This window comes from Delftia sp. (assembly GCF_059499305.1).
In genome coordinates this window covers 25,113-37,380 of the sequence record NZ_JCABYI010000028.1, presented here as the reverse complement: position 1 = coordinate 37,380, position 12,268 = coordinate 25,113, and the positions used below count along the sequence as shown (strand labels likewise).

The following is a 12,268-nucleotide window of genomic DNA, read 5'->3' as shown; positions in this document are numbered from 1 at the left end:
GGGGCTGGCCATCTGCCGCAAGATCATCGACGCCATGGACGGCACCATCGTGGCCGGCAACGGCCCGGCAGGCGGCGCCATCTTCACCATCATCTTGCCCAGCCGCAGTGCGCAGGAGACCCGGCCGGCCGAGCTGACATAGCCTGCGCGGGCGCGGTGGCGCGGTGGCGCGGTGGCGCGGTGGCGCGAGGCTCAGGCCTCGGACGGCATGTGCCGCCCATGCACCAGCCAGTTGTCCCCTGCCTGCCAGCGCGCGGCCCAGGCGGGCAGCTGGTCGGCGGGCATGGGCCGGGCGATGCCGTAGCCCTGGGCCACGTGGCAGCCCATTTCGCGCAGGCGGCGCGCATGCCTGGGGGTTTCCACGCCTTCGGCCACGGATTCGAGCTGGAAGGTGCTGGCCAGCTGGATCACGCCTTCGACGATGCCCAGGTCGTCCGGGTCGGCCAGCATGTCGCGCACAAAGCTCTGGTCGATCTTCAGCGACTGCACGGGCAGCTTGCGCAGGTAGGTGAGCGAGGAGTAGCCGGTGCCGAAGTCGTCCAGCGCAAAGCGTATGCCCAGCTGCCGGCACTGGCCCATCACCTGGATGGCCTGCTCCATGTCGGCAATGGCGGCGCTTTCCAGGATTTCCAGCTCGATCAGGTGCGGCGGCAGTTCGGGATGCCGGGCCAGCACCTGGGCCATGGTGGCGTGGAAGCCGCCATCCAGAAGCTGGTTGGCGCTGACGTTGATGCTCACGCACAGGTCCAGGCCCTGGTCGAGCCAGCGTGCCGCCTGGGCCACGGCCTCGCCGATGACCCAGTCGCCCAGCGGTCGCTCCAGGTCGCTGCCCGCGATGAAGGGCAGGAACTCGGCCGGCGAGCGCAGGCCCTGGCGCGGGTCGTGCCAGCGCAGCAGGGCCTCGGCGCCCACCAGCCTGCCGCCACCCAGCTCCACTTTGGGCTGGTAGTGCAGCAGGAATTCGCCCTGCTCCAGCGCACGGCGCAGCCAGCCCAGCTGCAGGCGGCGCGCATCGGCCTTGCGGTCGTTTTCCGGGTCGAACAGCTGGTAGCGGTTGCGCCCGGCCTGCTTGGCCACGCACATGGCCTGGTCGGCATGGCGCAACAGCAGGTCGGGGTCGGCCTGGTCGTCGGGGTACAGGCTGACACCCACGCTGGCGGTCACGGTCAGCACCCGGTCCTGCACGGGCACGGGGCGGCTGGCCGCCTCCAGCACCCGGTCGAGGATGGAGATGCAGTGCTCGACCGAGCCGATCTGCGACAGCAGCAGCACGAACTCGTCGCCACCGAGCCGGGCCAGCGTGTCCTCGGAGCGCAGCACGCTCTTGAGGTGCTCGGCCACGCCCACCAGCAGCGCATCGCCGGTTGCAACGCCGTGCAGGTCGTTGATTTCCTTGAAGCCGTCCAGGTCCAGAAAGCACACGGCCAGGGAGCGGCCCTCGCGCGCCGTGCGCAGCATGGCCTGGTTGAGCCGCTCGACCAGCAGGCGGCGGTTGGGCAGTCCGGTCAGCAGGTCGTAGTGGGTGACGCGGTCGAGCTCGGCCTCATGGGCCTTGATGTGGCTGATGTCGGTGAAGACGCCGATGTAGTGCTCGATCTCGCCGCCGGCACCCTGCGCGGCGGAGATGGACAGCATCTCGGCGAAGATCTCGCCCGATTTGCGGCGGTTCCAGATCTCGCCGTGCCAGAAGCCGTCGCGCGCGATGCAGGCCCAGATCTGCCGGTAGAACTCCGGCCCGTGCAGGCCCGAGGACAGCACGCGCGGCGTCTGGCCGATCACCTCCTCGGGCGCATAGCCGGTGATGCGGGTGAAGGCCGGGTTGACGCGCGTGATGCGCCGCGCCGGATCGACCACCATGATGCCCTGGTGGCTGCTGTCGAACACCACGGCGGCCTGGGCCAGCTCGCGCTCGAAGCGCTTGCGCTCGGTGATGTCCCGGGAGATGCCGAACAGGCCTGCGATGTGGCCTGCCGTATTGCGCACCGGGCCCTTGGTGACCAGGAGGTCCAGCGTCCTGCCCGGCTCCACCGTCAGCTGCTCCTCATGCGTGGCCACCTCCTGGCGCAGCACCGCCTGGTCCTTCCTGCGGATGGCGCTGGCGATGCCGAAGGGAAAGAGCGCGAAGTCGTCCTTGCCCACGATGTCTTCGGCCTGCCGGCCCACCAGGCTGGCGGCGGCCCGGTTGACCAGCAGATAGCGCCCGCGCAGGTCCTTCACGAAGACGGCGTCCGAGGTGCCGGAGATCACCGAGTCCAGCAGCTGCCGCTGCATGTTGGCCTTGCGCAGCGAGCGCTGCAGCGTCTCGGCCAGCACGCTCACGGCCAGGCCGTTGACGGCCACCACCCCCCATTGCGCCCAGTCGCGCACGGCGACGCCGTCCGTCTGGTCCAGGCTGTAGGCCGCAAAGGCCGTGGCCAGCAGGCCCGGCCCCAGGCCGCCGATCAGCGCACTGACCAGCACGGGCAGCATGAACAGCAGCAGCAGCGAGCGTTCACCGAAATGGCTGGCCAGCGTGCTGCTGGCGGCCAGCACGGCCAGGCTCATGGCCAGGGCAAACAGATAGGAGGCCCAGACCGGGAAACGGCGCGGCCCCATTTCCTGGGTGATGGCGGAGGCGCCGCCGCTGTGCGCGGCCGGCACCGAGCACAGCGCGAAGAACAGCAGGAAGTCCGTGGCCAGCACAAAGAACAGCCCCTTGGCGACGGAAAGCCAGCCGATATCCGCACTGCCTGCCAACGCGAACAACAGCTTGTCGGACAGAATGATCCAGGCGAATGCGAGCAATCCGTAGCTCACCGTGATCAGTCCGATAAATCGGCGTCTTGCTGATTTGGCCATTTCAGCGTGGCACTCCCTGTGTATATGGCTGTCCGGAATTATTGCCAATCCCTGCTGGCAATCGCGTCGTCATTCGCCGAAAACAGGGGGCAATAAAACCATTTGCCGCGCACTCGCTCATTCATAGAGAAATTGCATCGCAGGCCTTTTCCGCCGGATGCGGGAATATCTGTCCGGCCCCTTTTCCCGGTCCGGCCGCCAACTCATTCCGGGCACTGGCGGCAGGGCTGCTGCTCGGTGCGGGCGGCCTCGGCATGCAGCCAGGCCAGGAAGGCCGCCACGGCGGGGCGCCGGGCGTTGCGCGCGGGGTAGACGGCAAAGTGGGCCTTGACGCGCAGGGCCCGGTCCATGCCGAAGGGGGCCACCAGCCGGCCGTCGGCAATGTGGCCGCCCGCGTTCATGGCGCTTTCCAGCGCCACGCCCAGGCCCTGCGTAGCCGCGTCCAGCGACATCTGGGCGCGGTCGAAGCGCACGGCAAAGCGCTCTGGCGCGCGCAGCTGCGAGAACGCCTGGAACCAGTCCGACCACTGGACGATGCTGACGTTGCTCTGGATCAGCGGCACGTGCAGCAACTGCTGCACGCGCTGCAGCCCATGCTCGGCCACGAACGCGGGGCTGGCCAGCGGCAGGATGTGCTCCTCGAACAGGGGCTCCACCTCCAGCTCCGGCCACTGCGCAATGCCGTAGCGGATGTCGATATCGGCCTGGCCCAGCGCGAAGTCGCTGTGCGAATGCGCAGCCGACAGGTTCAGCGCAATGTGCGGGCAGGCCCGTGCGAAGTCCCGCAGCCGGGGCATGAGCCAGAGGCTGGCGATGCTGGGCGCGCAGTGCACGTAGAGGCTGTTGCTCATGCTGTGGCGCAGGTCCTCGGTGGCCGAGACGATGGCCGCCAGCGCGCCGCCCACGCGCTCCAGGTAGGCCTGCCCCGGGCGGCTCAGGCGCACGCCATGCGCGCTGCGCTCGAACAGGCGCACGCCCAGCTGCGCCTCCAGCTTGGCCACCTGGTGGCTGACGGCCGAGGCCGTCAGGTGCAGCTCGGAGGCGGCCAGCGCGAAGCTGCGCCGGCGCGCCACGGCCTCGAAGGCCTGCAGGTGGGCACTGCTGGGAATGGATGCCATGGCAAGTTCCTCGAAGACGCGGGCAGCTCACAGGCAGACCCCGGGAGACCCCGGGAGACCCCGTACGTGAGCTGAAGAACCGTCATCTTAGGCTGATGAAACATCGTTTGTCTTCATGCTCGTGACAGCCCAAGATGGCTGCATCCACCACCACTACAGCGGAGACAGGCACATGCTGCTCAAGGACAGGGTCGCCATCATCACCGGCGGCGCAGGGATCAACGGACTCGGTTTTGCCACGGCGCGCCAGATGGCCGCCCAGGGGGCCCGCGTGGCCATCCTCGACCTGGAGCGGGCCGATCCGGCCGGCGCGGCCGCGCGGCTGGGCGACGGGCACCTGGGGCTGGTGGCCGACGTGACGGACAAGCCCTCGTGCGAGGCGGCGGCCGCCGCCGTGCTGCGCGCCTTCGGCCGCATCGACGCGCTGGTCAACAACGCGGGCATCACGCAGGCCGTGGGCACGCTGGAGATCGGCGGGGCCGACTACGACCGCGTGCTCGACGTGAGCCTGCGCGGCACGCTGTACATGTCCCAGGCCGTGCTGCCGGCCATGCGCAGGCAGCAAGCGGGCGCCATCGTCTGCATTTCTTCCGTCTCGGCCCAGCGCGGCGGCGGCATCTTCGGCGGGCCGCACTATTCGGCCGCCAAGGCCGGCGTGCTGGGGCTGGCCCGCGCCATGGCGCGCGAGTTCGGCGCCGAGGGCATACGCATCAACTGCGTCACGCCGGGCCTGATCGAGACCGATATCACCCAGGGCAAGCTCGGCCCCGAGCGCAAGCGCGAGATCTCCGCCACGATTCCGCTGGCCCGCCTGGGCCGCGCCGACGATGTGGCCGGCGCCTGCGTATTCCTGGCCAGCGACCTGGCCGCCTATTGCACGGGCATCACGCTCGATGTGAACGGCGGGATGCTCATCCACTGAGCCCCGCTCGCCTGGCCATGGCCTGCATGGCCGCACACAACCCAAGCAAAGGAGACAAGACCATGCAAAGCACGCTTTTCCACCGCGCCGCCCTGGCCGCCTGCGCCCTGCTGCTGCCGGCCCTGGCCTGTGCCCAGGCCGTCAAGCTCACGCTGGGGCACGGCGCCGCGCCCGACAATCCGCGCCACCTGGCATCGCTGAAGTTCGCCGAACTGGTGAAGGCGCGCAGCGCGGGCCGCATCGAGGTGCAGGTCGCCCCCTCGGCCCAGCTGGGCGACGACGCGGCCATGGTCACGGCCCTGCGCACGGGCGCGCTGGACCTGTCGGCCAATTCCCAGGGCGCGGTGGCAGCGGCCGTGCCGGAGTACGCGGCCTATGGCATGCCGTTTCTCTTCGCCACGCCGGCCCGTGCCTTCCAGGTGCTGGACGGGCCGCTGGGCCGGGAGCTGGCCGACAAATCGGCCGCCAAGGGCATGGTGGTGCTGGGCTACTGGGACAACGGCATACGCCACATGACCAACAGCAAGCGGCCCCTGCGCAGCGTGGACGATCTCAAGGGCCTGAAGATGCGCACGCCGCCCGACGCGGTGCTGGTGGACATCATCCAGGCCCTGGGCGCCGAGGCCCAGCAGATCAAGTTCGCCGAGCTGTACGTGGCCCTGCAGCAGGGCGTGGTCGACGGCCAGGAAAACCCGCTGGCCAACTTCCACGCCAGCAAGCTGTACGAGGTGCAAAAGCACCTGGCGCTGACGGGCCACATGTTCCAGATGACGCCGCTGATCATGGGCAAGCGCAGCTGGGACCGGCTGCCGGCCGCCGACCGCACGCTGCTGGCCGAGGCCGCGCAGGAGGCCACGGCCTACCAGCGCCAGCTGGCGCGCGAGGCCGACGACAAGCTGCTGGACGACATCCGCGCCAAGGGCGTGGAGGTGAGCACCATCGACGCGCGGGCCTTCGCCCAGGCCACGGCCAAGGTGCAGGACAAGTGGCTGGCCAGCCCTGCGGGCCCCTATATCGCCAAGGTCGTCAAGGCCGCAGGCGCGCAGTCAAGCGCAGGGAGCCATCCATGAACCTCATCGAACGCCTGGTCACTGGCCTGTGCCGCGCCGTGCTGTGGGCCAGCACCCTGGTGATCTTCGTGATCCTGGTGTGCAACACCGCCCTGCGCTATGCCAGCGGCACCAGCCTGCAGTGGGCCAACGAGGTGCCCGAGCTGCTGTTTCCCTGGCTGGTGATGTCGGGCGTGGTGCTGGCCGCCGCCCATGGCGCCCACATCACCACCAGCTTCCTGGTCGAGGCCCTGCCGGCCCGCGTGCGGCGCGCCACGGCCGTGCTGGGCTGGCTGGCCGTGGCCGCCCTGTACGCCACGCTGGCCTGGTCCACGCTGAACATGCTGGAGATCGTGCATGACGAGCGCAGCCAGATCCTGGGCATTCCCGGCTCGCTGACCTATGGCTGCGTGATGGTGGGCATGGCCTTGCTGGCCCTGCTGGCCCTGCAGTCGGCCTGGCGCGCCTGCGTGGCGGGCAGGGACCGGGTATCCGCGCAGGCCGGTGCCGCTGGTGCGTCTGCCGAACCGGCCCGGCCCGTGGCCGGCGCGCACTGGTGAAGGGAGGGTGCCATGTCCTTCATCATGCTTTTCGTCTTCATGGCGGGCGCCGTGATCGCCATGCCCATTGCCCACGCGCTGCTCATGGGCGCCATGGCGGCGGCCGCCACCTCGGACCGCGTGCCGCTGGACCTGCTGGTGCAGCAGATGGTGGCCCAGGTGCAGAGCTTTCCGCTGATCGCCATCCCGTTCTTCATGCTCACCGGCTCGCTGATGATGGGCGGGCGCCTGGGCGAGGCCCTGGTGGGCGTGCTGTCGGCGCTGATAGGGCGCTTTCACGGCGGGCCGGCCCAGGTGGGGGTGATGTCGTCCACGATGTTCGGCGGGGTGTCGGGCTCGGCCGTGGCCGACGCCTCGGCCATCGGCTCGCTGATGATCCCGTGGCACAGGCGGCTGGGCTATCCGCCCGCGTTCTCGGCGGCCACGCTGGCGGCGGCGGCCACCATCGACATCCTGATCCCGCCATCGATCCCCATGATCCTGTTCGCGCTCAGCGCCAATGCATCGATTGCGGCGCTGTTCGTGGCGGGCATCGTGCCGGGGCTGCTGATGTGCGCGGGCTTCATGGGTGTGTGCTGGTGGGTGGGCCGCAGGCGCGGCTTTCCGCGCGACACCACGCCCTTCGCCTGGCCCGCCTTCCGGCGCCACCTGCTGTACGCCAGCCCGGCCCTGCTGCTGCCGGTGCTGATCATCGTGTTCCTGCGCTTGGGCATCGCCACGCCCACCGAGGTGGCCGTGCTGTCCACGCTGTATGCAGGCCTGGTGTCGGCCGTGGTGTACCGCGACCTGGGCTGGCGCCGGCTCAACGATGCGGTGGTGCATGCGGGCCTGGCCACGGGCGTGGTGCTGCTGGTGATCATGGCCTCGGCGGCCATCGGCTGGCTGCTGACCTTCGACCGCATGCCCGATGGCATCGTCCAGTGGGTGCAGTCGCATGTGCATTCGGCCTGGCTGGTGATCGTGCTGATGAACCTGCTGATGCTCTTCATCGGCATGTTCATCGACCTGCCGGCCGCCGTGCTGCTGCTCACGCCGGTGTTCGTGCCGCTGGCCCAGAGCATCGGCATGGACATGACGCAGCTGGGAATCATGATGGTCGTGAACCTGGCCCTGGGGCTGTACACGCCGCCCGTGGGCACGACGCTGTTCATCACGAGCTCGCTGGCCCGGGTCAAGGTGGGCCAGACCGTGCGCGAGCTGATTCCCTTCTACCTGGTGGCGCTGGCCATGCTGGCGCTGGTGTCCTATGTGCCGGCCAGCATCCTGCGCTGAGCCGCGCGCCCTTCCATCCCGAGGAGACGATGCATGAACCAAGAACTGCAACAGCGCCTGGACCGGCTCGCGGCCTGTGCCTGGCGCATACGCCGCCGCGCCCTGCAAATGGGCGAGGTGCAGGGCCAGGGCTACATAGGCCAGGCCCTGGGCTGGGCCGATGTGCTGGCCGTGGCCTATGGCGACGCGCTGCGGCTGCGGCCCGATGAGCCCGGGTGGGAGGGCCGCGACCGCTTCCTGCTCTCGCACGGCCACTACGCCATCGCCTTCTACGCGGCCCTGGCCGAGGCGGGCATCCTGTCCGACGAGGAGCTGCAGACCTATGGCAGCGATGACAGCCGCCTGCCCATGTCGGGCATGGCCAGCTATACGCCAGGCATGGAGATTTCGGGCGGCTCGCTGGGCCAGGGCCTGCCGATCGCCGTGGGCATGGCGCTGGCGCTGCGCCACAAGGGCAGCGATGCCTTTGTCTACAACTCCATGTCCGACGGCGAGCTGGACGAGGGCTCGACCTGGGAGGCCGCGCTGTCCGCCGCCCACCACGGCCTGGGCCGGCTGATCTGCCTGGTGGACGTGAACAACCAGCAAGCCGACGGCCCCTCCACGCGCATGCTGGGCTTCGAGCCGCTGGCCGACAAATGGGCCGCCTTCGGCTGGCATGTGCAGCGCGTGGACGGCAACGACCTGGCCCAGGTGGTGCAGGCCTTCGACGCGGCGCGGGCGCTGGCCGAGGACCGGCCCCGCGTCATCCTCTGCGACACGCTGATGGGCAAGGGCGTGCCCTTCCTGGAGCAGCGCGAGAAGAACCATTTCATCCGCGTCGATCCGCCCGAGTGGCAGCAGGCCATCGCCATCCTGGACGCATCGCAACCCCTGGAGCCCGCCCTGCCATGAACATGCCTCTTGCCACCCCCAAGCCCCGGCCGACCACCTCGGCCATGATCGCCTCCATCGCCGCCGAGGGCCAGCGCGTGCAGGCCGCGCCCTTCGGCAAGGCCCTGGTGGAGCTGGCCGCCAGCCGGCCCGATGTAGTGGGCATGACGGCCGACCTGGCCAAGTACACCGACCTGCACCTGTTCGCCCAGGCCCACCCCGAGCGCTTCTTCCAGATGGGCATGGCCGAGCAGTTGCTCATGGCCGCCGCCGGCGGCATGGCCAAGGAGGGGCTGACGCCGTTTGCCACCACCTATGCCGTCTTCGGCACGCGCCGCGCCTACGACTTCATCCACCAGGTGATTGCCGAGGACAACCTGGACGTCAAGATCTGCTGCGCCCTGCCCGGCCTGACCACGGGCTACGGCCCCAGCCACCAGGCCACGGACGACCTGGCCATGATGCGGGCCGTGCCGGGGCTGACCATCGTCGATCCCTGCGATGCGCTGGACATCACCCAGGCCGTGCCGCAGATCGCGGCGCACCGCGGCCCCGTCTACATGCGGCTGCTGCGCGGCAACGTGCCGCTGGTGCTGGACGAGTACGACTACCGGTTCGAGCTGGGCAAGGCCAAGATGCTGCGCGAGGGCCGCGAGGTGCTCATCATCTGCAGCGGCTTCATGACCATGCGCGCGCTGGAGGCCGCCCAGCTGCTGGCCGCCGACAACGTAGGCGCCGCCGTGCTGCACTGCGCCACCATCAAGCCGCTGGATGTGCAGGCCATCGTGCAGGCCGTGGCCAGCGGGCCGCGCCTGGTGGTGGTGGCGGAGAACCATTCGGTGGTGGGCGGCCTGGGCGAGGCCGTGGCCGGCGCCCTGCTGGAGCGCGATGTGCGGCCCGCGCGCTTTCGGCTGGCGGGCCTGCCCGACGCCTTCCTCGACGCGGGCGCCCTGCCCACGCTGCATGAGCGCTACGGCATCAGCGCCCAGGCGCTGGCGGGGCGCATCCGGCAGTGGCTGGGGTAGGCAAGGCTGCGGTCACGGGGAATCTGTCCGCAGCGCCAGCATATAGCCCATGCCCCGCACCGTGTGCAGCAGCTTGACCGCATAGGGATCGTCGAGCTTGCTGCGCAGCCTGCACACCGCCACGTCCACGGCGTTGTTCAAGGCATCCACGGGCAGGCTCCAGACCTGCTCCACCAATTCGGCGCGCGAGACCACATCGCCCTGGCGCTGCAGCAGCAGCCACAGGACGGCGAACTCCTGCCGGGTCAGGTCCAGCCGGCGACCGGCGCGTTCGACCCGCTTCTTGGACAGGTCCAGCACCAGATCCGCCAAAGTCAGGCGCATGCCCTCCCGCCCGGCAGTCCCGCGCATGCGCAGCCTTGCGCGGGCCAGGAACACCGGCAGCCTGATGGGCTTGACCAGGTAGTCGTCCGCGCCGTGCTGCAGGCAGAACACCTGGTCCTCCAGGCTGTCGTTTGCGGCAACCACGATGGCGGGGGTGCTTGTGGCCCGGCGCAGGGCCTGCAGGACCTCTCGCCCGCTCAACCCGGGCAGGTCCAGGTCCAGCACCACCAGGCTGTAGGCACGGCTCAGTGCCATGTCGCGGCCCTGCCGGCCGTCATGCGCGACGTCCACGTTGAACCCGTCCTGGCACAGGCCCTGGCACAGGTACTGCGCCGATGGAGGATGGGCGTCCACGATCAGGACTTTCATGCTCGCTCCTTTGACCGCACGGCAAGGCTCAGGCCAGCACCTGCCTGAGCATCTGCTGCTGCCGTCGCGCCCATTTCGTGCCGACGCGGATGGCCTCGCGCTGCCGGGAGGAGGCGGAGGCGAAAAAGACCGTCTCGCTGATCTGCAGCCGGTGGAACAAGCGCCGCAACTGCAGCGAACGTGCCCGCAGCGATCCTTCCGGCACCAGGGATTCCTGGCGCTGCGCCGAGAACAGGAAAGCGGCCTGCTCCAGGCAGCAGCGGGCCTCGGGCGTGGTCGCGGGCACGGCCCGGGGCTCGCACAGCCGAGCCTTCGCCACAAAGGGGTTGTGGCCCACCACCAGGCCCCAGGGCCGCATGGCGGTCAAGGGATCGACCGACAGCGCCTCCTGCTTGGTGAGCCCGAACGCCCGCGCCAGGCGCAGCCGCATGGCCAGCCGCGGCGCATCGGGCCGCACCGCCTCGATGGCCGTGAGCGCCTCCTCGTCGCCCCCGTCCACGGGCAGCAGCAACGAGCGCAGCAGCAGCCCGGCCTGCTCGTCGTCCTTGGCCGCCGCGGCATGGAGCAGGGCCACGCCCTGCTCCATGGATTCGATGCGTGTGGCGTCACGCAGCACCAGCGCACCCAGGCGGCGCTGGGCCTCCGCCAGGCCGTGCCGCGCCGCCTTCTCCAGGCAAAAGCGCGCCAGCGTGGGATTGGCCACCGAACTGCGGTAGTCGGAACACAGGCGAAACAGGTGCAGCCAGGCGATGGCGATGCCGCCATCGGCGGCGCGCAGCAGCAGGGCGGCCGCCTTGCGCAGGTTCTGCGCGTGCACGAGGTTGTCTGGCGCAAGGTGCGCGCAGGACTGGCCGGAAAGCGCCCGCCCCAGCGCATGGCAGGCGCGCAAGTCGCCATCGGCGGCGCAGCGCTCCAGGCTGCTTTCTATCCAGCCCACCGCCAGCCGCCCCAGGCCATGGCCTGCCACCTCCGCCTGGTGAACCAGGTCGGCGATCAGCTGCTGTATGGCGGGACAGGCAGCGGCATGGGGCAGATCGCCCAGCAGCTCCAGCATCTGCACTGCGCGTGGCGACTGGCCCATGGCCATGGCCTGGCGGGCTTCGCTGGCCATGACCTCGGCAATGTCCTGCGGCTGTACGGCGCGCAGGATCTGCAGGACCTGCAGCAGCTCGCCGCAGGTGAGCGCGGATGCGCCGCCTGCCCCGTGGCACGGAAGGGAAGCGCTGCACCGGCCCAGGCATTCCAGCGCCAGATCGAGTTCCCCCCGGATGAGATGCCATGCGGCGAGCTTCTGGCGCCCGACATCCTCGTACTGCGCAGCGATCCTCAAAGGCTCCAGCAGCCCGTGCTCCAGCAACTGCCTCAGCGGCAGATGCAGGGCCATGCAGACCGAGGCCTGGCGCCTGGCCTGGGGCAGTGCGGCCTGCAGGTAGCCGAGCCCCACGGAAATGCTTCTGGGCACGCCCGGCCCCCCTGCCAGATAGGCCTCCCCGAGCTGAAGCCTGGCCCCCGTGTCCCCTCTTCTTGCCAGCATCCTCAGCTTGACATCCTCGCGACGCATTTTCTGCCCCCCCGCCTATCTTTCAATACCCACCCACAGCCGCATCAGCGATACGACACGGATTATTTTTATTTCACCGGAGTCAATCCCCTGAATGCTATCAATGCCCAACATCCATCCACCCGACAGCAAAGTGACATTCAAGACATTTTGAAGAAAGGTAACTGTCATGAATGGCAGCCCCTGCCTTCTGGTGTTGGCGGGGTGGAACAGGTTTTGCACGAAAAGCCTGTGAATGGCTTGCCATGCCCTGCCCATTTCTTTTCAAGACCGACTGCGATCGCCTGCGGATTCTAGTATTTACCACAGCATCCGTTTTGAAAATGGATGCGCATGGAATCCACCATTCAATACAAG

11 protein-coding genes are annotated in these 12,268 nt (G+C 69.2%); 6 read left to right on the top strand and 5 right to left on the bottom strand.

Annotated elements, in window-relative coordinates:
* Positions 1 to 192: 192 nt before the first annotated feature.
* On the bottom strand, positions 193 to 2,784 hold the full coding sequence (locus AC5I49_RS16480) for a putative bifunctional diguanylate cyclase/phosphodiesterase (RefSeq protein ID WP_495789624.1): 2,592 nt from the start codon (positions 2,782 to 2,784) through the stop codon (positions 193 to 195).
* Positions 2,785 to 3,041: 257 nt separating this feature from the next.
* Positions 3,042 to 3,956 (bottom strand): LysR substrate-binding domain-containing protein, encoded by a 915-nt coding sequence (locus tag AC5I49_RS16475; protein WP_016450592.1) that lies wholly within the window; start codon positions 3,954 to 3,956, stop codon positions 3,042 to 3,044.
* A gap of 172 nt (positions 3,957 to 4,128) precedes the next feature.
* Here AC5I49_RS16475 and AC5I49_RS16470 point away from each other — a divergent pair, with 172 nt between their 5' ends.
* From AC5I49_RS16470 to AC5I49_RS16445, 6 genes are all read left to right on the top strand, one after another.
* On the top strand, positions 4,129 to 4,878 hold the full coding sequence (locus AC5I49_RS16470) for an SDR family NAD(P)-dependent oxidoreductase (RefSeq protein WP_016450593.1): 750 nt from the start codon (positions 4,129 to 4,131) through the stop codon (positions 4,876 to 4,878).
* A gap of 62 nt (positions 4,879 to 4,940) precedes the next feature.
* Positions 4,941 to 5,948, top strand: a complete 1,008-nt coding sequence (locus AC5I49_RS16465; RefSeq protein ID WP_046241740.1) for a TRAP transporter substrate-binding protein — start codon at positions 4,941 to 4,943, stop codon at positions 5,946 to 5,948.
* Positions 5,945 to 6,487 carry a TRAP transporter small permease gene (locus AC5I49_RS16460; RefSeq protein WP_016450595.1) on the top strand — a complete coding sequence of 181 codons (543 nt, stop codon included), beginning with the start codon at positions 5,945 to 5,947 and terminating at the stop codon, positions 6,485 to 6,487. The genes AC5I49_RS16465 and AC5I49_RS16460 overlap by 4 nt, the downstream gene beginning before the upstream one ends.
* A 12-nt stretch (positions 6,488 to 6,499) precedes the next feature.
* A complete protein-coding gene (locus AC5I49_RS16455; protein ID WP_495789623.1) occupies positions 6,500 to 7,759 on the top strand; it encodes a TRAP transporter large permease in 1,260 nt (419 codons plus the stop codon).
* A 33-nt stretch (positions 7,760 to 7,792) separates the two neighbouring features.
* Positions 7,793 to 8,653, top strand: a complete 861-nt coding sequence (locus AC5I49_RS16450) for a transketolase (RefSeq protein WP_043790799.1) — start codon at positions 7,793 to 7,795, stop codon at positions 8,651 to 8,653.
* Positions 8,650 to 9,657 carry a transketolase family protein gene (locus AC5I49_RS16445; protein ID WP_312841427.1) on the top strand — a complete coding sequence of 336 codons (1,008 nt, stop codon included), beginning with the start codon at positions 8,650 to 8,652 and terminating at the stop codon, positions 9,655 to 9,657. The genes AC5I49_RS16450 and AC5I49_RS16445 overlap by 4 nt, the downstream gene beginning before the upstream one ends.
* Before the next feature lie 12 nt (positions 9,658 to 9,669).
* On the opposite strand, the gene AC5I49_RS16440 is transcribed toward AC5I49_RS16445, so the two are convergent.
* The 3 genes from AC5I49_RS16440 to AC5I49_RS16430 form a co-directional block, all read right to left on the bottom strand.
* Positions 9,670 to 10,350 (bottom strand): winged helix-turn-helix domain-containing protein, encoded by a 681-nt coding sequence (locus AC5I49_RS16440; protein WP_252652253.1) that lies wholly within the window; start codon positions 10,348 to 10,350, stop codon positions 9,670 to 9,672.
* A 28-nt stretch (positions 10,351 to 10,378) separates the two neighbouring features.
* Complete coding sequence (locus AC5I49_RS16435; RefSeq protein ID WP_227472653.1) at positions 10,379 to 11,812, bottom strand: hypothetical protein; 1,434 nt, start codon at positions 11,810 to 11,812, stop codon at positions 10,379 to 10,381.
* Positions 11,813 to 11,926: 114 nt separating this feature from the next.
* Positions 11,927 to 12,133, bottom strand: a complete 207-nt coding sequence (locus AC5I49_RS16430; protein WP_133073138.1) for a hypothetical protein — start codon at positions 12,131 to 12,133, stop codon at positions 11,927 to 11,929.
* Positions 12,134 to 12,268: the final 135 nt, after the last annotated feature.